The organism is Rhizobium sp. 01N447_2, assembly GCF_056399245.1.
Genome location: NZ_JBFTQY010000081.1, coordinates 1 through 19,401, shown reverse-complemented (window position 1 = coordinate 19,401; position 19,401 = coordinate 1). Strand labels below are relative to the sequence as shown.

21 protein-coding genes are annotated in these 19,401 nt (G+C 58.1%); 3 read left to right on the top strand and 18 right to left on the bottom strand.

Annotated features, from left to right (window positions below):
- Positions 1 to 14: 14 nt before the first annotated feature.
- The 5 genes from AC1ECN_RS33045 to AC1ECN_RS33025 all read right to left on the bottom strand — a co-directional run bounded on the left by AC1ECN_RS33045 (position 15) and on the right by AC1ECN_RS33025 (position 4,044).
- On the bottom strand, positions 15 to 644 hold the full coding sequence (locus AC1ECN_RS33045) for a pyridoxamine 5'-phosphate oxidase family protein (protein ID WP_164592823.1): 630 nt from the start codon (positions 642 to 644) through the stop codon (positions 15 to 17).
- Positions 645 to 694: 50 nt separating this feature from the next.
- Complete coding sequence (locus AC1ECN_RS33040; RefSeq protein WP_130783827.1) at positions 695 to 1,372, bottom strand: isochorismatase family protein; 678 nt, start codon at positions 1,370 to 1,372, stop codon at positions 695 to 697.
- A gap of 26 nt (positions 1,373 to 1,398) precedes the next feature.
- Complete coding sequence (locus AC1ECN_RS33035; protein WP_018517327.1) at positions 1,399 to 2,271, bottom strand: alpha/beta fold hydrolase; 873 nt, start codon at positions 2,269 to 2,271, stop codon at positions 1,399 to 1,401.
- Positions 2,271 to 3,008 carry an alpha/beta hydrolase gene (locus AC1ECN_RS33030; protein ID WP_130783825.1) on the bottom strand — a complete coding sequence of 246 codons (738 nt, stop codon included), beginning with the start codon at positions 3,006 to 3,008 and terminating at the stop codon, positions 2,271 to 2,273. The genes AC1ECN_RS33035 and AC1ECN_RS33030 overlap by 1 nt, the downstream gene beginning before the upstream one ends.
- 64 nt (positions 3,009 to 3,072) lie before the next feature.
- Positions 3,073 to 4,044 (bottom strand): alpha/beta fold hydrolase, encoded by a 972-nt coding sequence (locus tag AC1ECN_RS33025; RefSeq protein WP_477955359.1) that lies wholly within the window; start codon positions 4,042 to 4,044, stop codon positions 3,073 to 3,075.
- Positions 4,045 to 5,061: 1,017 nt separating this feature from the next.
- Here AC1ECN_RS33025 and AC1ECN_RS33020 point away from each other — a divergent pair.
- Positions 5,062 to 5,451: a hypothetical protein gene (locus tag AC1ECN_RS33020; protein ID WP_204341535.1), complete on the top strand. Its 390-nt coding sequence runs from the start codon at positions 5,062 to 5,064 to the stop codon at positions 5,449 to 5,451.
- A 209-nt stretch (positions 5,452 to 5,660) separates the two neighbouring features.
- Here AC1ECN_RS33020 and AC1ECN_RS33015 read toward each other — a convergent pair whose 3' ends face one another.
- From AC1ECN_RS33015 to AC1ECN_RS32960, 12 genes are all read right to left on the bottom strand, one after another.
- On the bottom strand, positions 5,661 to 5,921 hold the full coding sequence (locus AC1ECN_RS33015; protein ID WP_164592829.1) for a hypothetical protein: 261 nt from the start codon (positions 5,919 to 5,921) through the stop codon (positions 5,661 to 5,663).
- A 93-nt stretch (positions 5,922 to 6,014) separates the two neighbouring features.
- On the bottom strand, positions 6,015 to 6,527 hold the full coding sequence (locus AC1ECN_RS33010; protein WP_246729218.1) for a Dps family protein: 513 nt from the start codon (positions 6,525 to 6,527) through the stop codon (positions 6,015 to 6,017).
- A gap of 1,115 nt (positions 6,528 to 7,642) precedes the next feature.
- Positions 7,643 to 8,149, bottom strand: coding sequence for a peptide-methionine (S)-S-oxide reductase MsrA (gene msrA, locus AC1ECN_RS33005; protein ID WP_164592831.1), 507 nt, complete (start codon positions 8,147 to 8,149; stop codon positions 7,643 to 7,645).
- Between the two features lies 1 nt (position 8,150).
- The gene (gene msrB, locus AC1ECN_RS33000) at positions 8,151 to 8,597 is read right to left on the bottom strand and encodes a peptide-methionine (R)-S-oxide reductase MsrB (protein WP_164592833.1); all 447 of its coding nucleotides are present in this window, start codon (positions 8,595 to 8,597) and stop codon (positions 8,151 to 8,153) included.
- 350 nt (positions 8,598 to 8,947) lie between these two features.
- A complete protein-coding gene (locus AC1ECN_RS32995) occupies positions 8,948 to 9,493 on the bottom strand; it encodes a carboxymuconolactone decarboxylase family protein (RefSeq protein ID WP_164592835.1) in 546 nt (181 codons plus the stop codon).
- 34 nt (positions 9,494 to 9,527) lie between these two features.
- The gene (locus tag AC1ECN_RS32990) at positions 9,528 to 10,223 is read right to left on the bottom strand and encodes a nitroreductase family protein (protein WP_164592836.1); all 696 of its coding nucleotides are present in this window, start codon (positions 10,221 to 10,223) and stop codon (positions 9,528 to 9,530) included.
- A gap of 128 nt (positions 10,224 to 10,351) precedes the next feature.
- Positions 10,352 to 11,302: a cupin domain-containing protein gene (locus AC1ECN_RS32985; RefSeq protein ID WP_164592838.1), complete on the bottom strand. Its 951-nt coding sequence runs from the start codon at positions 11,300 to 11,302 to the stop codon at positions 10,352 to 10,354.
- Between the two features lie 801 nt (positions 11,303 to 12,103).
- On the bottom strand, positions 12,104 to 12,427 hold the full coding sequence (locus tag AC1ECN_RS32980) for a hypothetical protein (RefSeq protein WP_164592840.1): 324 nt from the start codon (positions 12,425 to 12,427) through the stop codon (positions 12,104 to 12,106).
- A gap of 200 nt (positions 12,428 to 12,627) precedes the next feature.
- On the bottom strand, positions 12,628 to 13,359 hold the full coding sequence (locus AC1ECN_RS32975; protein WP_477955356.1) for a DUF1993 domain-containing protein: 732 nt from the start codon (positions 13,357 to 13,359) through the stop codon (positions 12,628 to 12,630).
- Positions 13,360 to 13,567: 208 nt separating this feature from the next.
- Entirely contained in the window at positions 13,568 to 13,756 is a 189-nt protein-coding gene (locus tag AC1ECN_RS32970; RefSeq protein WP_164592844.1) for a hypothetical protein, read from the bottom strand.
- A 409-nt stretch (positions 13,757 to 14,165) separates the two neighbouring features.
- Positions 14,166 to 14,669: a YkgB family protein gene (locus AC1ECN_RS32965; RefSeq protein WP_164592846.1), complete on the bottom strand. Its 504-nt coding sequence runs from the start codon at positions 14,667 to 14,669 to the stop codon at positions 14,166 to 14,168.
- Positions 14,670 to 14,984: 315 nt separating this feature from the next.
- Positions 14,985 to 15,671, bottom strand: a complete 687-nt coding sequence (locus AC1ECN_RS32960) for an antibiotic biosynthesis monooxygenase family protein (RefSeq protein ID WP_164592848.1) — start codon at positions 15,669 to 15,671, stop codon at positions 14,985 to 14,987.
- Between the two features lie 401 nt (positions 15,672 to 16,072).
- Between AC1ECN_RS32960 and AC1ECN_RS32955 the strand changes: the two genes are divergently transcribed.
- Both AC1ECN_RS32955 and AC1ECN_RS32950 read left to right on the top strand, forming a co-directional pair.
- Entirely contained in the window at positions 16,073 to 16,996 is a 924-nt protein-coding gene (locus AC1ECN_RS32955) for an NADP-dependent oxidoreductase (RefSeq protein WP_164592850.1), read from the top strand.
- Positions 16,997 to 17,380: 384 nt separating this feature from the next.
- Positions 17,381 to 17,800, top strand: coding sequence for an allene oxide cyclase family protein (locus tag AC1ECN_RS32950; protein ID WP_204341536.1), 420 nt, complete (start codon positions 17,381 to 17,383; stop codon positions 17,798 to 17,800).
- 368 nt (positions 17,801 to 18,168) lie between these two features.
- Here AC1ECN_RS32950 and AC1ECN_RS32945 read toward each other — a convergent pair whose 3' ends face one another.
- Complete coding sequence (locus tag AC1ECN_RS32945; RefSeq protein WP_477955354.1) at positions 18,169 to 19,266, bottom strand: transketolase-like TK C-terminal-containing protein; 1,098 nt, start codon at positions 19,264 to 19,266, stop codon at positions 18,169 to 18,171.
- Positions 19,267 to 19,401 lie beyond the last annotated feature (135 nt).

Sequence of the window (19,401 nt, the reverse complement as noted above, 5' to 3'; positions counted from 1 at the left end):
ATGAGTGCCAACGCTCAATCTTTTCTTCGTGTGTCAACGCGCTCGCGAAGCGACGCATTTTCTCGCTCCAGTTGAGTAATTTTGTCGATTAGGTGCTGTGAAGCTGAGAGAAATTCGGCTTCGGTGTAGCGTGGCTCGATGTGCTGCGGACAGTTCCAGTCGAACGCCTCGAGCTTGAGCTTGAAAATGCGTTCGGCCTTGGCACCATAATCAGGGTCGGTGATGCTCGCCGTAAGCACCGGATCTGCGTCGAGCGCCAGCTTCTCGGCGCGAGCATAAATCTTCAGGCGCGTGCGTGCGGGATAGTCCATCAAGAACAGGCATGTCCGGTCGTTGTCCGCCAGATTGCCGGTGCTGATAAATTGGCGATTGCCGCGGTAATCGACGAAGGCAAGCGTGCGGTCGTCAAGCACCTTGAGAAAGCCTGGAGGTCCGCCGCGATGCTGGACGTAAGGCCAGCCCGTTTCCGAAACCGATGCCATGTAGAAGCTATCGCGCTGTGCGATGAACGCGGTTTCTCTCATTGAAAACCGGTCGAATTCGCGGTGACCTTTGAAGTCGGACCACAGACGATCCGCTCCCATTTCCGCTTGCGCCCTGCGAACTGAAGGAGTGATTGCGATATCCATAAAACCATAAGTCATATCGTGTCTCCCATTGTATTGTCGGTTCGCAGGGCATCAGGAATGCGAGGCTATATTGCCTCTTTCGCGGCCTGCTGCGCGCGGGCATAGCTCTCCGCCACAGCAGCATAGTTGGGAGCGACAAGTCCATAGAGCTTGCCGAGTTCTGCAGCTTCGGGACGTGCCCAGGTCCGATGAAGCTCGGACAGCAATGCGTTGGTCGATGTCGCCTTGACGCCGCCCTGCACGAAGCGGGCAAGGGAAATCCGAGAGGCCATTTCGCTCGGATCCCCCGACGCATCGAGGACCGCATAGACATCGTAGCCGGCGGCACGGGCGTCGAGCGACGGAAACATCACGCAGACGCTGGTCCAGACGCCCGCCATGATGAGAGTGTTGCGGCCGGTCGCGCGAACTTTTGCGACGAAATCGTCATTGTCCCATGCATTCACTTCGCCCTTACGCGGCACATAGACTGCATGCGGAGCCAGTTCGTGGATCTCTGGCATCAGCGGACCATTGGTCCCGGCAGGTTCCGAGGCCGTGGTGATGACAGGGATATTCAAGAGGGTGGCGAGCTTGGAGATCACCTCCACATTTCGGCGCAGATCGGACACGGAAATGTCCTTTACTGTCTGGAACAGTCCGGACTGGTGATCGAGCAGCAGGATGAGGGCGTCGGAGGGGTCGATGAGGGCTGCGCCGCCACCGGTCGGAAGTACGCTCGGCTTGGATTTGCTATTGTACATGGTTCTTATCCTTCTTTGGGGTTGAGTTATTTGGTCAGATTTCGGGCAAGGAAGTCGCGCATCACGGGGATCATCTCGTCCGCCTTGTCTTCGAGGGCGAAATGTCCAGTGTCGAAGAAATGAAGTTCGGCTTCGGGAACGTCGCGAAGGTAAGCGCGCGCGCCGTCGGGCAGGAAGATGGGATCATTCTTGCCCCACAGAATCAGCGTCGGAGGCCGAAGTTCGCGCAGATAAGTCTGAAAGGCGGGATAGAGCGCGACGTTGGTCCGATAGTCGTAGATGATGTCCAACTGGATTTCGACGCTGCCCGGACGGTCGAGGAAGAGCTGGTCGTACAGCCACGACGCGGGGTCGATCCGCGCCTCGTCCTTTGACCCAGTGAGATACTGGAAGCGTGTGCCGTCGAGCGACAGAAAAGGCCGCATCGCGTCGCGGTTCGCCGGGCCGTTGTCGGCCCAGTAAGCGCGCGTCGGTGCCCAAAAGTCCCCCATGCCCTCTTCATAGGCATTGCCGTTCTGGACGATCAGGGCGGTGACCTGATCGGGATGCGCGAGCGCCAAACGAAACCCGGTCGGCGCACCGTAATCCATGACATATAGCGCATACCGCTCGACACCCAGCTGTTCGAGAAGGTTGGCGACAACGGTTGAGAACGTGGCAAAGTCATATTCGAAGTCGCTCGACGAAGGCATTTCCGACAGACCGAACCCCGGAAGGTCTGGTGCAATCACATGATAGCGGTCAGCGAGCGCTGGAATGAGGTTGCGGTACATGTGCGAAGAGCTTGGAAAGCCGTGCAGCAACACCACCACAGGTGCGCCGCGCTCTCCCGCCTCGCGGTAGAATATGTTGACGCCGGCAATGCTGGTGGTTCGGTGGTAGGTGACGGGCCGGGTCATTATCCGGCTCTCGGGATAGTGCTTACGACTGCTGCTGCGATGAACGCTGCGACGTCCTGCGGGTGCGACATCATCACGGCGTGACTGCTATCGATTTCAGTGATCGCGGCTGCCGCGCGCTGAGCCATGCGGCGCTGCGCACTCGGAGGTACCATCCTGTCGGCGGAAGCGACGAGATAGAAGCTGGGTTTGGTCTTCCATGCGGCATGCGTGAGGGGCGCAATGACCGCCGCAAGGCCCCAGGGTAGCTGGGCGGCAGCCATGAACCGCGTGGTGGCGGGATCGACATCGGCAGCAAACGCTTCCGAAAAACGGGCCGGGTCCACAACGAGGTAACCATCCTGCGGAGGCAACAACGGCGCCTTCGCTTCGCCGGGCTCTTCCGGCGCTTCATTCAGCGCTGCGACGGACTCGCCGACATCCGGCACGAAAGCCGCGATGTAGGCCAGCGACTTGACCTTGGGATTGGCGCCGGCTTCCGTGATAACCGCTCCACCGTAGCTGTGGCCCACCAGGAGCACCGGATGGCGAGCCGATGCGATAAGACGCTCGGTGGTCGCAACGTCACCTTCAAGTGAGGTCGTCGGGTGTTGGGCGACAAGCACTTCGAACCCGCGGTCTACAAGTTCGCTATGGACTTGTTGCCATCCGGAGCCATCGACAAAAGCGCCGTGCACGAGGACGATCGAACGGGCTGGCTCCCCAGCCGCCTGGGTGCCCGAAAGAGGATTGGTCATGATCTTTTCCTTTGAGGGGGTTGGCCGCGGGGCCGTTAGCCCCGCGGAGCGGATGAGCTCTGGATTAGTTACAAACCTTGCGGTCGAGGAAGTCGCGGATCAACGGCGCCATCACGTCGAGCTTGTCTTCCAGGGCGAAATGGCCGCTGTCGAGAATATGCATCTCGGCGTTCGGGAGATCGCGAAGATAGGGGTGCGCGCCGGGTTCGGGGAAGATCTTGTCGTTCTTGCCCCAGACGATCAGTGTTGGCGGTTGGCGCTCGCGGAAGAAGGYCTGGAACTGAGGGTAAAGCGGCACATTGCTACCGTAGTCGCCCAGGAGATCCAGCTGGATATCCTTGTTGCCCGGGCGATCAAGCAATGCCTGATCGACGACCCAGTTGTCGGGGCTGATATGTGCAACATCACCCATACCGTCGGTATATTGGAACTTGGTGGTCTCGAGCGTGACCAGGCCGGCAAGTGCTTCCCGGCGTTCCGGCGTCTTTTCGGCCCAATAGGCCTTGATCGGATCCCAGAATGCGGCGAGACCTTCGGTATAGGCGTTGCCGTTCTGCACGATCAGCGATTCAACCCGCTCGGGATGTTTGAGCGCGAGCCGATATCCAATCGGTGCGCCGTAATCCATGACGTACATGCTGTAGCGATCGGCTCCGACCTTTTCGGTCAGCTTGTCGACGATGTTGGTCAGGTTCGCGAATGTGTAGTCGAACTTGGTGTGGTCGGGCGCGTCACTCTGGCCGTAGCCGGGATAGTCAGGCGCAATCACGCGGTAGCGGTCAGCGAGCAGGGGGATGAGGTTGCGGAACATGTGTGACGAGGTCGGAAATCCGTGCAGGAGCAGGAGGACCGGCGCGTCCTTCCGGCCGGCTTCGCGATAGAAGACCTTCACGCCGTCGATCGTCGTGTTTTTGTACTGAATTACGGGAACAGCGTTCGCGGCGATGACCGCGTTATTCGGCACGCAGCGGGCTTCGGCCGCAACGGGAGAGATGGCAATAAGAAGTGCGACAGTGGTGAGAAGATGTTTTTTCATGATGCTTTCCTTTTTCAAAATTGGGTGCCGATCCACATCAGCGCCTCTGGAAAAAGGACTAGCATCGCCGGTCTTCGGACCTGGGATAAATAAGGGTAAAAAGTTGGACAGTCGGCCGTGGTTAAAGGCGCAATGAGCAGCATGAACTACTCGCTCCAAACGAAAGCCGGTCCTTTAGAGCAGTGGAGGCTTTGCCCGCTTGCCCGGCTCTTTTAGCGACCGCAAACTATGTTGATTATAGAGGACATTTCCGTGGCGAATCAGCAAGATAGGTTCTTGGGTTTGCTGGTTCTGGGTTCGATTCCGTTCAAGGCGAGCAGCCTGCAGGATATTTCCGCTGGCAATTATTCGGTGAGCACCGGGGGGGGCGGATCTCGGTCGGCGAGGAAACTTCCCCGACCTTGTCTGCCGGCCGGAGCCACCATCTTCCTTGACGACATAATCAAATCCTGCCTCTGGAGCGGGACGCCAGGGCTGCAGCGAAGACCTGGCCCTGCCTTTGTCGCGGGCGTCGCGCGAAAGTGGACGAGGACTGTTGCGGGATCTGTAAGGAGTGCCTCTCGCCGCTCGACGGATCGTATCGGCTTCCGGCGGTCAAGCGCGTTGAGTGATCGACACATAGACCGCCGTCTCCATGCCTCACCGCGCGCGCATTAGGACGAGATCTTAATGCGCTGAAATAACTAAATATATCCATAGTCATATGCTCTTTATGGTTGCGTGTCGCCGTTGTGGTCTTCACAAGACGCAAAATATGGCCAATTCCATGTAAATACGACTCATCTAATGCAAGCCTTGGTACACTTTGGAGTCGGGAGGCGGAATGTTCGAAAGATATTTTGATTGGGTGGAATCACAACCGACGGGTAGGCCGTCGACGCCGACGAAAGTCCGCCGATTCTCACCCGCCATCGTTCGTTGCCATCATATCGTCTTTGGAGCCATCGCCGCTTCGTTGGTGATTTTACCGGGCGCTGCATTCGGTCAGGCGTGCCCTACCCCTCGAACGTCGATAATGTGAGTTGTACGGTCGCGCCCGGCACTGTCACGAATGTCGCTCCGGCAGGCGCCGCAGGTTACCGCGCGATCAATGGAGGACAGATCACCGCGGACGGGGTGACGGAAAACCTCGGCGCCGCAACCACCACAGGCGCGATTGCGGAGTCGGGCGGCACGATCGGGTTCAACGGCAATACGTTGACGACGACCGCAACTGCAGCTGGAGAGATCGGGCTGCGGGCGACCGGTATCGGAAGCGCGATCAACGGGACCGGCTCGACGGTCGCGATGGGACCACCCAATGGCACCACGATCGCCAGCAACATGCGGGGTGCGATCGCCGACAACGGCGAGCATCGTGCTGTTCAATTCGACGATTCGTATGCTGGGCGGGACCACCGGTCTTAACAATTACGGCGTGGTGGCGACCGGGCGTGGAAGCACCGTCAGGTTCCGCGGCGGAACGATAGAAACGCGATCAAGGGCCTCATACGGCGTGTTTGCGGAAGTCGGAGGCATCGCCACACTTTCGGTAGCGGCGCCCAAGTGTCGACGACCGGCGTCGGAACAGCCGCGATCCCTGGCAGTCACGCACTATTTGCGACAGGATCCGGAAGTCAGATCAACGCGACACAGAGGCCCGCAACACCAAGGCACGCGGCGTGAATCGCCTCTGCCCATTTCCTAGTCAAGGGGTACTGGTCCTTCTCGGTGCCTCTGAGTTCATTGAGTCCGACTCCGTGATTGCGCAGGCCGGTGGCGCTCAGATCGGCGAGGACGAGTTCCCGTTTCGGGGCCAGCGTGCAGCGAGCCTGGTGGACGAGCTCGGCCTTGTCGAATTTTTTCAGGCCCGCGGCGACGGGGACATCGTGGAACACCGTCTGACGCCAGAGGCATCTTCAATCAGACTGACGCCTGCATTTCCTGCCACGCCCGGATTGAAGGCGGCGGCACCCTACATTGGCGTGATTTCAGTCAGCGCCGACGGTCTCGCGCAGAAACCAAATGCGCTTTTCAGCGGCTTCGATATAGCCTTCGATAAGGCTCGCCGTTGCGACATCGTCTATGTCGTCGCACAACTTGAGCGCTTGACGCATTGAAGTCGTGACGAGCTTTGTATCGCGGATGAGCTCTTCGAGCATCAGGCGCGGCGCTAGGTGTTCCTTATCATTGTCGGCGATCGTCCGCAGACTCATTACCTGCCCCAGAGAACGTATTGTCGTGCCTCCGAGCGCGCGGACACGTTCAGCGAGTGGATCGATGATTTTAAATATGCCGTCAGCTTGCTGGTCGAGCATCAAGTGATAATCACGAAAATGCGGTCCCTTCACGTGCCAGTGAAAGTTTTTGGTCTTCAGGTAGAGGGCGAAACTATCAGCCAAGATCTGATTGATCTTTTCCGATAGTGCCTGCACGGTGTTGTGTGTGGTGCGTTCGCTCGGCGCTGCGGCCATCAGAGCGCTTTGATTTTCCGCTATGGACATTTTCTGTTCCTTCAAATTTTTCCAGTTGTTGATCGGTGGAGTGGCCAGCCAATAATCGGCACCTTTCAGTCGCCGAGGCATCTCACCCGACGGCGCCAAAACTGGAGCATGATCCTTGGTTGCCCCATAATATGACTCGGGTGGCATTCGATAAGAACCGGGTACGGGATATCCAATCTTCCTCACACAAATCCAGTATGCTCGCCGAAGGGAACGGCCTCGTCTAAATTTCCCGTTCCTATACGCACACTCTCTCCCGACAGGCACTCGTCGTCAGTATCTCGCTTCTGGTGATGAATGTGCGCAGCCGGATCATTCGTGTGTTGCGTTGAGGGGCGATCCGTTTCGCAAGAATCGGATTCGTGGCTTCCCACTCCCCGCCTGGTTGCGCGCCCCTTCTTCGATTGCTCGAAACCCGATGTAATCTTGGCCTGTCGCCTCGCGACCAAGGCTCTGTCAGCTTCGGAGTCTATCGATGTGCTGTGATTGACGTGGACGGGCGACGAGGGAGATATTGGTGATGTCGCATCGACTTTGTAGACCATGAAGAATTTCCTCCAAAATGCTTGATCCTAGTGGCGCCACGAAGAGTACTGGTCGGGCATGCTTTGCTTAACCCACGCCTAAACCAAAAGAGCGCCAACTGTGATCGTTCGATAAGTCGAAACCGGTGCGGCGGAGAACATAGTCAGCTCCTCCAATAGGGGAGAGCGACAAGTGAGTACCGAGGACAGCGAAGCTTCGTTGCCTGCACTAGTTCGGCTCCGCGGATCGGCTTGTGGAAGCTGTCTGAGCAAAAACACGCCGGCGAGTTTTCTACACTCGCGAGGCACTGGGAGCAGCGGCTGCTACAGATTGCGTAACCGATGCCCATTTGCCATGCGCCGAGATCGATCGCTCTGGTGTGTTGAATAGCGAAGTGATGAGGAGAACAGCAACGCCAAGGAAACCACAGTACCGTCCGTCTATGTCGGTGAAACCGAACATGAAGACCCCGGAATACAACTCCGACGATCCGGTCGACCCAAAGGTGAGCCGAAAAGGATATTATCTCCATGCGGCCGGTGGAGGCTCAGTCGATCCTTCGTGAATCCAAAAGGTTTTTGACGTCTTTCCTATGCCGCGCTGCGCTTCGGCAGCTTCCAACCTGGACGGATGAAATGGCAAGTATAGCCGTTCGGTATCCGCTCCAGGTAATCCTGGTGTTCCGGCTCGGCTTCCCAGAAATCGCTGGCCGCAGTGACTTCCGTGACGACCTTGCCCGACCAGAGACCCGAGGCATCGACGTCGGCAATCGTGTCTTCCGCGACACGCTTCTGCTCGTCGGTGGTGTAGAAGATTGCCGAGCGATAGCTGGCGCCGCGGTCGTTGCCCTGGCGGTTTAGAGTCGACGGGTCGTGGATCTGGAAGAAGAATTCCAGCAGCTCGCGATAGCTGGTCTTGGCCGGATCGAAGATGATCTCGATCGCTTCGGCATGATTGCCGTGGTTGCGATAGGTCGCATTCCGCACTTCGCCGCCGGTATAGCCGACGCGGGTCGAGACGGTGCCGGGGAAGCGGCGGATAAGGTCCTGCATGCCCCAGAAGCAACCGCCCGCCAGTACTGCACGTTCCGTTGTCATATCAGATGTCCTCCACCTGGTTAATGTAGTCTCCATAGCCTTCCGCTTCCATCTTGTCCTTGGGGACGAAGCGAAGCGAGGCCGAATTAATGCAATAGCGCAAGCCGCCGCGATCGGCAGGGCCGTCGGGGAAGACGTGGCCGAGATGGCTGTCGCCATGCTTCGAGCGCACTTCGACGCGCACCATGCCATGCGTCCTGTCGGTCAGCTCGGCAACATTGGCAAGCTCGATCGGCTTGGTGAAGCTCGGCCAGCCGCAATGGGAATCATACTTGTCGGCAGAGGCGAAAAGAGGCTCGCCGGAAACGATGTCGACATAGATGCCCGGCACCTTGTTGTTAAGATATTCCCCCGTTCCGGGGCGTTCAGTGCCGGACTGCTGTGTCACGCGGTGCTGCTCCGGCGTGAGGCGAGATAGCGCGTCGGGATCCTTGGTATAAACTCTCATCTGCTGTTCTCCGTTCGTGCCTAAGAGATAGGAGACGAGAGGCTGCCAGTCCAATCACCGGTGGGAATTGAATCGATGCGAGACCGTAAATCGATACGGTTTCTCGATCGGCCCGCGGCCGAATGCAGAGGTTAGTCCCGCAACGTGGGGAGGCCTTCCGGCGATCGTTTCCGAAATCCGCCTGCGGTAAGAGCACGGTCGCGACTGGGCTTAGGCTGGATATCCCGCGATCTCATTCTCGCAGTGGCAGCGAAAATTTGGCGTGCGCGTACTGAAAACAATCAGGCCGACGGCCCCGCCGACTGAGTCGGTGGGGCCGTCCTTGTGACTGGAGACGAACAGGAAGGAGCTCAGATCGAGCCAGCCGGAGTGACGAGAGGGAAGTCCTTGTCGGGATCGAAGACGTTGTTGAAGAAGTTTGTCAGGGAGTACACGGCTACCAATGCGACGATCTCGATGATGTTCGCCTCGGTGTAGCCAGCATCGCGGACAGCTTTCAGGTCGCCGTCACCGATCTGACCACGGGTTTCGATGACTTTTTGCGCAAACTGGACAGCGGCGTCCCGCTTCGGATCGGTAGCATGACCCTTCCGGGCGAGAACGATCTCATCAGCCGGCAACTTGGCCATATGTTCGGCGGTGAAGCTGTGAACCGTCAGACAGTAGTTGCAACCATTCACTTCCGAAACGGCAAGCCCGATGCTGTCGCGCGTCTTCACATCAAGCGCCTTGCTCAAGGAGCCGAGCAATGTGGCCCATGCATTGAACGCAATGGGGCTCTGCGCGAAGGCGGCCATCATATTCGGGGTGAACCCGATGTTCTTGGTGAAGGCATCGAGCGTTGGTTTCGATTCGGCCGGTACCTGTTCTGGTTTCAAAACGGTAGTTCTGGTCATGACAGTCTCCTTAAGGTGTTGAGTTCATTGAGGGTTATGCAAAGTCAAGGACGTCGGCCACCGGCATGCGCGGCTTCTGCGGCCAGTTACCGTTTCGCTCCGGTCCAACGGTCAGCAGCATCACTGGGATTTCGTCTTCGGCCAGGTTGAACACGCTGTGCACCGCGTCTGCGTTGAAACCGATCATCGGTGTCGAACCGAGGCCGAGGGAATGCGCCGCATAAATGATCGCCGCGGTGCCGAAGGTCGCAGAGCGCATAGCCTCGTCACGCTGGCGCTGCGGCTGGTCGTCATAAAGACCGCGTGCTGGGCGTTCCCACTCCGGCACCACATGTGCCGGCATGATGCCCGCTTCCACGACGGGGGCCAGGCGTGCGGGGAGGGTGCTGGCATCGGCTAGCTGACCGATGATGATGAAGGTCACCGCAGCGTCAGTGATCGCGGGCTGGTCCCAGGCGATCGGGCGGAGCTGAGCCTTGCCTTCAGGCGTCCGGACCGCGATGAAGCGCCAGTTCTGTAGGTGGAAGGACGTCGGGGCGGAGGTTCCAATGCGCACGAGGTCGCGGATCTGATCGTCGCTCAAGGTAGCGGCCGGATCGTAGTACTTGGTGGCTCTGCGGTTGAGGATGCCTTCGATGACAGGGTTCGTCGGGAAAGCGCTGGTGCTCTTGCGGATTTCCGCAGCGACGGTGGCAGCGGCTACGGGCTTGGTTGTTGAGATGTAGTTCATTGGATAGCTCCTTCATCAAGTGATTACGGAGCCCAGTTTACGGTGGGGAATGCAAACTTCGAGACTGGATATGCTCAATATGATGCGCGAAAGGATCAATATGAGATGCGCGGCATTACTGCGCCGCTCTAGTCGCTCTTGTGCGCCAACCGGCGCCATTCTCCCGGTGTCATCCCCATTCTTTCGGTAAACACACGCCGGAATGCGGAAACGGATTGATATCCGACCATCTCGGCCACAGCTTCAGTGCTTATCGCCGGCTTCTTAAGTTCATTAGCGGCCAAACTCATCCGGAGATCGGTCAGCAAGTCGAGGGCGGAACAACCTAGTTTGTCTTGAAAGTGCCGCATGAACGTGGCGCGTGACATGCCGCACAAATCCGCCAGATCAGGAAGTTTCCAGGGATGTACCGGATTTGCGAACATGGCGCCTATGGCTGGAGCCAGTCGCGGATGCCCGGTCAGGGCCAACAAGCCTTCCGGGGCTTTCTCGGATTCGCTCGCGGCCCGCATTACCAGCGTGAACAGGGCGGAAGAAAGGGCGTTGAGAACTGCCCTCCCTCCCGCTCGGTCGCCAGAAGCCTCCATTCGCATCAGCCCGACCAGACTGGCCAGTTGATTGCGAGCGGACCCGTTCTCCTCTTCGCGATTCAGAGCTCGCGCCACGAGATTCGCGGGCATGTAGTTGCGGATCAGTCGGTCATGGGGGGGTGCAATGAAAAACCGTCCACACAACAGATCCAATTGTTCGCCCTGGCCATCGTTCTCGCTCAAAGTCCATCCGGCAGAGCCCTGGCGCTCGCGCGTACCGATCGGCATTCGTCCGCTACCGTCATGCAGGACATGCGACGCCCCGTGAGGCACCAGCACGATATCGCCGCTCACCAGTTCCGTTGTCGCTTTCGTCTCCGGATCCTCGAAAACTGCACGGCCCTTGAGTATGACGTGATAGGGGATCTCGTTTGCGGCAGCCTCGCTCCAGGCAACGCGCCACGGTGCGCCGTAGGCACAGCGAACCTCGAGCCGGCCGGTAACCGTGATAATTTGCAGGAGATGGCTTAGCCAGTCGACTTCAGACATTGGACCTCAAAAACTAAAACGCTGAAGCATCATTTCGTAACTCCACGCTCGTTCTACCGGCTGAGAAGGGTACATCGTTTGTGGACCATATCGACGAGGTGAGAGCAATGACCAAGTGGGACGCCAGACGAATGGCCGAGTCGGATTTCCGGTGTCGATTCCTTGCGGTCTTTAACGGCCGGAGAAGCGAATGCGTCGTTTAGGTCCGCGGCTGTTCTACCATCCATCATGAAGAGACACCATGCCGACAAGATGGCTGCTAACCTATGAGCACTAGGCGCTGGAGCGGCCGTTCAATCCAACCCTTCTATTGACATCACGCGACGTACGGCGGGACGAAATATGATCCGGTCCATCAGCCGCGTCCAAACGCGCCAACGACCATTCATCCAAAACCCGATGCGCGCTCCCGAAAGCCAGAAAACGCGAAGATAGATGTCAGCAATGCTGTATCCAGATTGAACCGGCCCCTCCCATTGGTCTGAAAGGCATTCCTCGATCCGATCGAAATGTTCTTCGATCTTCCACCAGCCCCTAATGACTACCTCGCGATAAGTGTTGGGATCGAGGGCAAAGCGATCCGGGCGCCGTACCTATTTCGAATACCACCCCTGAAAGCTGAATGGATAGCCAGCTCAGCCATTCCGGGCATTGCGCCTGTTCAAACGGCACTGTGGTGCATGCCGAGGAAACTGAAAGAGGGGAAGGAGACGAGTATGATGCTGGTGATCGTCGATGGTTTTGTGGCCGCCGCCAAGGCAGAATGGATGATCGCCAGCGGCATGGCATGGCACGTCACAGCTAGAACCGTGGCTCAGCCGCAGGTGAATGGCGAGCAACCGCGGCGATCTTGTCGGGCAATAGACCAAAGTGTGCGACGTCTGATCCGAGCGCCGCAATGAATAGGGCTTCCGCACCGCTGAGATTATTGCGTAATTCTGTGATGACCTTGTCGGCGCTGAATTGAGATTCGAAGAACCAAGTGTCGGCCCGAAACTCGACCATGTTATTGCCGAGCCGCTGAAGTTCACGCTGGATGTCGTCGTAGTTGCACATATGTCCCCGATTGATATCGGACTGGAAYAGCACCAGGAAAGTTGTGGTCTCAACGCGTGACGAACTCACTTGAGGTCTCCTTTGATAAAGTGGTTTGTGGTGTGGTGATAAAGTGGTTTGTGGTGTGGCTGGCTGCCATGTCTCGCGGATAGCCCCGAACATTGCACTTTGCTCGGTTAAGAGAACCGCGCGCCACGTTGCGTATCTCCAGTCGGAAGCAGTGCTTGGGACCGGTCGTTCGTCCCGTCCCTATCGATTAGCGCGATCACTCAAGAGTATCCGCCCGGATTTTCCATGTTGAGCCATCCAAGGTAGTCTCGCTTGCCCACCGGCGCGCCCAGATGCCGGAGGATGTCGTGCACCGTCGCGATATGAAAATAGAAGTCAGGGATCACGAGATAAAATATGTATTCGGCGCCGCCGAACCAGCCGCGCACAATAGGCGGCGTGAGCTGGTATGTACGAGATTCCGCACCGATGAGCTGGTCAGGTGTTATCGACTGCAAGAACGATCGAGTGCTTTGCATGCGAGCCTTGAGGGCATCATAAGTCTGGTCGACGTCAGCTGGAACAGTGGGATCCTGACCAACAAGGAACGACACGTGTCGTTCCACTTTACTGGCGACGACGCTAAACTGCTCTCCGAAGCTTAGCATGTCGGGCGCGAGGCGCGCGCGTAACACTTCGCCAGGCTGGAGGCCCTTTTCTTCCTCAAACATCTTGCCGCGGTCGAGATAGGTATCCAGCACAGCAAACCCGTGCGCCATCCCGGGAACAATTGTCTCGAAGACACTGAAACTCATTGGCTCCTTCCTTCTGAAGTCGTCACCATCACCGTTGTCACCTATTTCCCCCAGGGAAACAGGTATGTCGCAGCGGTTCCAGCTGGCTCCTCTCGTCCGCTTGAAATACCCTTTTCGGCGGGTGCCGCGCGGCGTTCGGRCGCCAATTGTAGGGTTGGCTTTCAGGCAACGCCAATAACTGTTGGCAATGGTTTCCATTCCCGCCGGCCGGCGGCAACGCGGCTCTGTGAAACTCGGGGTCGGCAATCTGTTGGAATCGCCAGGCCGCGCCCAGCTCGTCGATCATCTCGGGGCGGCAATCTTCGCCGATTGGCACTGTTGAAAATTCGGTCGCCGCGACAATCTCTCTAGCGTCTTTTGCGACCAATGTCGCTCTGCTGGTGGAGAGGATCCCGACTTACGCCACTTATCCATCGTGGGCTTTGTCTCTCAAGCTGGCTAAAACCGTAATTTCGGACTCTTCTTCCTGTATCAACTCCGAGAGCTGACCGGGATTTCCTTCGCTCGTCGTCGCCTCCAGAAGACGAGACAACCGGTCTTTCGCAACGGCAATGCGCTGATTCAAGTCACCCGATTCGGTCTGCTGGTCGGTCATTTGGAATTCCCCTTCACCGAATGCGTGATCGCCGTTGGGTATTCCATTCTATCTCATGTCTTGCGGCACGATCGCCAAAAAGCAGCTTCAACTGACGCTCTTGCGATGCGCTCAGCTTATGGATCCGTGCGTAGACATCGATGCTCTCGCCCTCGACACGGGTCTCAGCAATTCTTTCCGTTTTGATTATCGACACCGAACTCACCTTTGCGTTTACAGCCAATCACTCAACTAAGAGGCATGTGTCGCGAAGGCGATCAGGCTCTAATAGTCAATCTCATCATTGCACCTAAGCAGGGCAGGCCGGCACCTTCGTACAAGAAGCGGACGACCTTCTCTCCCAGCTTTCGGGCGTCAGACAGACGCCGGTCGCGGCGCGCTTTTCCAAAGCAGCCGAAAGGTTCGGTCACTATCGGTTCGCGAAGGCAGCCTTGCGTGCGAATACGTGGTTCTCGACGGACGCAAAGAGGAGATTCAGCGACGCGGCGAACAGAACAAGATCCTTAAGCAGAAACTGGCCAATCGGTGCTGAAATCGCTGGAAAGCCTCCCGCCGTCGGCTCCGCAACACCAGGTGTGCTGAGGAAAAATGTCAGTGTGATGCAGAACGTCGCTGTCGACATCGCAGCACCCAGTGCTGAGAAGAGCGGCACGAAGGCGCCAAGGAGCAGTGCAGCGGCGGTCGACAGCTCGATCGTGCCAATCACGTAGCTTGCACCTTGTATTCCGAACGCCACGTTCATCCAACTCATGAAAGGGCTGTTTGCGATCAGTCCAGCATTGCCGTTGGCTTCGTAAGCCGTGAATTTCATGCAGCCGAACCAGACGAATATTACGATGAGTGCGATTCGGAGCAGGATAAGCGACATGCGTGAGCCGGTTGTTCTCTCGGCGATTGTGAAATCCTGTAGCATTTTTAGAGCCTTTGCATTGAAGGTCGCCGCCGGGACGGGCCCGAACCCGGATCGGTGGGAGGGTATGGCGCCTGGGGTTGCGACGGATGAACTCGATGAGGAAGACTACCAATCTGCGCGGCGCAGCGGAAATTCCCTCTCGTTATCTTATTGATGTCAGAAGGGCATCCGGTCGTGCGGTCTCGTCTTGCGGGAACCAGGGGAGAGGGCACTCTCGGCGTAGCCGGCCACTGAAAGTGGACCGGCATATGTCTCGACAAGCATCTCGACACCGAGTCCGCGCCTCAGTCCTCGACGGCTACCGAAGGAAAAATGTCAATCGTGGCGGGTCTCACCGCCCTTTGCGTCCGCATAATACTGAGGCGCCTCGCGGCGGTCGTACTTTCCGTAGTCGCGAACGATCCGCACTCTCCGGACCCGCGCCCTGTCATTGGGTGGCGAAGTGTCCTCGTACGCCTGCGCTGCGGCGACATCCTTCCACGATATGAGCAAAATCAGGTCTCCAGGCGAGAGCACGGCATCAAAGATGTCCCAGGACGTACCGTCGGCGGCCCACGGGTTCAGTCCGAGCCATTCGGCACAGTCGTAAGGGTTGCTGGTCTCCTTCCATTCCGAAGGGCGCGTCGCATTGATCAGCGTGACCGTCGTTCCCTCACCGGTTTCTGTCTCGTCGAACCGTTGCTCCTTGAGGGCATATCCCGCGGGAACCTGGTTGTCGGCAGTGATTTGCCCGACACGGAGGTGGTAGTCAGCAAGGATTTCGTCGCGGCCTTTCTGCTGGGCCTCATGATGGTCCCGATGAGTCCGCCAGCCCACGAGCGATTTCTCGTCCCGCCAGTTCGAAAGCGAAAGGATCCAGCCCTCCCGGGTAAGGCTCTTGTAGCGGACGTTATCGACGAAGCCCTCGACCTTCTCCAGCTCCGGGCGAAGCATCGTGGCATTGTCGAGGTAATCATGCCATCTGCCTTGATTGGGGAGGACCTCGAAAATCACTGAAAACATGATCTTATCTCACTTCTGGACTACCGTGAGGTAGTCGATTCTGAAATTGAAGCGCCTGGTCAGGAAGCTGACTTCTTGCCGCAAAAAGAGCTGTTGGGCGCCGAATAAGCGCTGTGCCGCCGAAGGATGAGATTCCCCGCAGCGAAAGGGAAATGACGTCACGCCATCGACTCGATAGCCGCGCGTTATAATGGACCGCGGACCAAGCCCAACACCGTGGCGAGCATCGATTGCTCAAGCGCCGTCTTGTACTCACTACGCTCAACATTCAACCGTCCTTGGCGTTTCACATGTACCTCGATGGCATCGATTCCATAGCCTTGGGTCATTAGACCGCCCAGACTTGCGGTCATAATATCCTCGCAGTGGAAATGTCGAATTACCGCACAAGGAGATGGACAATGAAAGCAATCGTCGTAACGGATGAGGCTGCCGGAATGGCGGGAATGAAGCTGGTCGAGCGGCCCGAGCCGCAGGCAGCCATAAATGATGTTGTCGTTCAAATTCATGCGTCGGGATTCGTCGGAACCGAGTTGGCATGGCCTTCGACCTGGACCGATCGGCATGACCGTGACCGGACGCCATCGATCCCTGGCCATGAGCTCGCTGGAGTCGTGACTGCCCTGGGGTATGGCACAACCGGGCTATCGATCGGACAACGGGTCTTCGGTCTCGCGGACTGGCATCGCGACGGCACCCTCGCTGAATATGTGGCAATGGAGGCACGTAACCTCGCGCCACTGCCAGGCGACGTTGACTTTACGGTAGGTGCCAGCCTGCCGATCTCCGGCCTGACCGCATGGCAAGGTCTGTTCCAGCACGGCCGCCTTCAGGCGGGGCAGAGCATCCTTGTGCACGGCGCCGCTGGTGCGGTCGGGTCGATGGTGACCCAGCTTGCACGTGAGGCCGGCGGCTACGTCATCGGAACCGGCCGCGCTGCAGACCGCCAGAAGGCGCTCGACTTCGGCGCGCAGGAATTTGTCGACCTCGACAATGATACCTTGGAAGACGTGGGCGGCGTTGATCTGGTGTTCGATGTGATCGGCGGCAACATCCAGAAGCGATCGGTGGCCTTGATTCGAGCAGGTGGCACACTGGTGACCGTCGTCGGACCTCCGGAAGCACGGCCCGCTGAAGGGGCGGCGATAGACTTTGTTGTCGAGGCCGACCGCACCCAATTGGTCGAGGTTGTCCAGCGTGTGCGGGATGGCAGACTGCGTACCAATATCGGCACCGTCGCGGCACTTGGTGACGCCGTCACGACCTTCAACTCACGCGAACGTCGCTCAGGCAAGACAATTATTCGCGTTCACCCTATGCAATAGATCTTCTGTTCAGCGCAGGCTAGCTCGCATCCCGTTGAACAGAACAGTCAACCGCTCCGTCAGCGACCAGCGCAGACGGTCGTCGACAGCGCTACGCGGTCATATTGGCCGCCGCAAGCGCGTCTCATGAGGCGATGTCCGCGGAGCGGTTTATTTCAGACGCTACGTCGATGGCATCGATTCCATAACCACTGGTCATTAGACCATCGGGACTCGCGGTCATATCGTGACCGGACACCATGGATCTCTGGCCACGAGCGAACCGGAGCACTCGGCCATGGCACAACCCCTCCATCGATCGGGGACGGCCAGATGCGACTTCTGACAATACACCACGAAACGACATTTCGTGGGGCAGCTTTTCGCGCTCGCCGGGGCCCGCCGGTGGCCATTGTCGTCGCGGCCATGTTCGGCATTGCTGCTCCCGCCTCGGCGGCGAGCAAGCTGCGTTTGATCGAACATTCGACCACGGACGCCGTTACCGATCTTGGCGCCAAGGGTGACAGCGCAGGCGATCTCCTGACCCTCTCCAATGAAATATTCGCCGACGACAATAAGACCAGAGTAGGCAGCGCCAATGGTTATTGCATCCGCACAGTCGTCGGCAAAGCTTGGGAATGCTTCTGGACAGTGACTTTGGCCAAGGGGCAGATCACGACCGAGGGTCCGTATCTGGATGCCGGCGATTCCGTCCTGGCGATCACCGGCGGCACTGGTGCTTATAGCATCGTGCGGGGTGAGATGGCGCTTCATAAGCGTGACGCCAAGGGCTCGGAACACGATTTCGTCTATACGCTGAAGTAGGTTGTCAGCCGATCCAGCGCTGCCCAGTCGCGATCCGACGGCCACGCCGCCGCTCGTGGCCGTCTGGCGATCGAGAACCGCATCGGCGATGGATCGACGCCGCGGCAGCGGCGAGAGGTAGCCTTTGCGATCTTCGGCGCAAAATACTAGGCCGCTGCGGGGGCGGGCTGCCCCAGGCATGCTCTTCGCGGAGATAGCGCCACAACCGCCGGCTCCGGTCTCTCCGGAGCAGGTCTCGTCCGACGCTTCGCCCGAATCTGGGAAGCTATCTCTCAATCGCAAAAATCCTATCAGATAAAGCGTATCCGCGCCGTGAAGGCGGCGGCTACGCTGAACGATTGTGATTTCGTTGTGGTCGCCAATCAGGTTCAACTCCGGCGTTCGCAGGGTAGCGATGGAGTGGATAGTGCGCGCCAAGCCATCTCGACAACTTCAGTCACCGTGATGCCGAAGGCTGCAAATACGTCTTCCGCCTTGCCCGAAGCGCCGAAGCTCTCCATGCCGACGAAATAACCAGCGTCTCCCAGATATCGCTCCCAGGAATCACGCACACCAGCTTCTATTGCGATTCGGATCGCTCCGTTGCCCAAGACCGCTTGGCGATATTCGTGAGGCTGGCGGTCGAACAGATATCGACAGGGCATGGAAACGACAGATGTCGGTACGCCCTCTTCCTGGAGGGTTTTTCTTGCCGCCACTGCCAGCTGAAGCTCCGATCCGGCCGCGAGTAAGACGACCTTCGGCTTATCTCCGTCTGCCTCCAACAAGGTATAGCCGCCAAGTAGCGACCTGTTTGGACCTCTTTGGTCGATGCGAAGGCGAGGGATTGCTTGTCGGGATAAGGCGATAAGCGACGGACCCTCCGAGCGCTCGATCATCGCTTCCCAGCATTCGGCGGTCTCGATTGCATCGCCGGGGCGAAAGACAGCTAGGTTCGGCATCGCGCGGAGGGCTGACAAATGTTCGACAGGCTGGTGAGTGGGACCGTCTTCGCCGAGACCGATCGAATCGTGGGTCATGACGAAGATCGTTCGAGTTTTCATCATCGCGGCAAGGCGGATAGCAGGCCTACAGTAATCCGAAAAAGTAAGAAATGTCCCGCCATAAGGCCGAAACCCACCGTGCAGGGCTATCCCATTCATGGTCGCGGCCATGCCATGTTCGCGCACGCCATAGTGAATGTATTTTGCCGAAAAATCGTGCGGGACGACTTCCTTCTGGACTTTTGTTTTCACGTTGTTCGAAGGGGTGAGGTCGGCCGAGCCTCCGATCATCTCGGGGATCGAAGCGGTCAGATGCTCGAGGACAATGCCGCTTGCCTTTCGCGTCGCAACATCTTCCTCCAACGCATGTAGTTCGACTTTCGCGCGAGAAATTGCGGATCTCCACTCAGACGGCAACACACCAGCCTGACGTCGCTCGAACTCCATCCGAACCGGAATAGGCGTATTGGGATCGTGTCCCATGGAGTGGTGTAGCTTCGGCGCTCGCCGTGCCTTCCGGACAGAGCCGGGAATGGATCAGCTTGCCGCTGGCAGGCTGATGAGCGGATCATCGCTCATAGTGGCGATTGTCTCAAGTGTCATGTAGCGGGATCGCTG

Excerpts from the sequence above, each read along its gene's own strand:
- AC1ECN_RS32990 (WP_164592836.1), bottom strand. The coding sequence starts at position 10,223 with ATGAACTACATCTCAACAACCAAGCCCGTAGCCGCTGCCACCGTCGCT.
- AC1ECN_RS33045 (WP_164592823.1), bottom strand. The coding sequence starts at position 644 with ATGACTTATGGTTTTATGGATATCGCAATCACTCCTTCAGTTCGCAGG.
- AC1ECN_RS32985 (WP_164592838.1), bottom strand. The coding sequence starts at position 11,302 with ATGTCTGAAGTCGACTGGCTAAGCCATCTCCTGCAAATTATCACGGTT.
- AC1ECN_RS32955 (WP_164592850.1), top strand. The coding sequence starts at position 16,073 with ATGAAAGCAATCGTCGTAACGGATGAGGCTGCCGGAATGGCGGGAATG.
- AC1ECN_RS32995 (WP_164592835.1), bottom strand. The coding sequence starts at position 9,493 with ATGACCAGAACTACCGTTTTGAAACCAGAACAGGTACCGGCCGAATCG.
- AC1ECN_RS32965 (WP_164592846.1), bottom strand. The coding sequence starts at position 14,669 with ATGCTACAGGATTTCACAATCGCCGAGAGAACAACCGGCTCACGCATG.
- AC1ECN_RS33040 (WP_130783827.1), bottom strand. The coding sequence starts at position 1,372 with ATGTACAATAGCAAATCCAAGCCGAGCGTACTTCCGACCGGTGGCGGC.
- AC1ECN_RS33010 (WP_246729218.1), bottom strand. The coding sequence starts at position 6,527 with ATGTCCATAGCGGAAAATCAAAGCGCTCTGATGGCCGCAGCGCCGAGC.
- AC1ECN_RS33035 (WP_018517327.1), bottom strand. The coding sequence starts at position 2,271 with ATGACCCGGCCCGTCACCTACCACCGAACCACCAGCATTGCCGGCGTC.
- AC1ECN_RS32970 (WP_164592844.1), bottom strand. The coding sequence starts at position 13,756 with ATGACCGACCAGCAGACCGAATCGGGTGACTTGAATCAGCGCATTGCC.
- AC1ECN_RS32945 (WP_477955354.1), bottom strand. The coding sequence starts at position 19,266 with ATGGGACACGATCCCAATACGCCTATTCCGGTTCGGATGGAGTTCGAG.
- msrA (WP_164592831.1), bottom strand. The coding sequence starts at position 8,149 with ATGACAACGGAACGTGCAGTACTGGCGGGCGGTTGCTTCTGGGGCATG.
- msrB (WP_164592833.1), bottom strand. The coding sequence starts at position 8,597 with ATGAGAGTTTATACCAAGGATCCCGACGCGCTATCTCGCCTCACGCCG.
- AC1ECN_RS33030 (WP_130783825.1), bottom strand. The coding sequence starts at position 3,008 with ATGACCAATCCTCTTTCGGGCACCCAGGCGGCTGGGGAGCCAGCCCGT.
- AC1ECN_RS32960 (WP_164592848.1), bottom strand. The coding sequence starts at position 15,671 with ATGTTTTCAGTGATTTTCGAGGTCCTCCCCAATCAAGGCAGATGGCAT.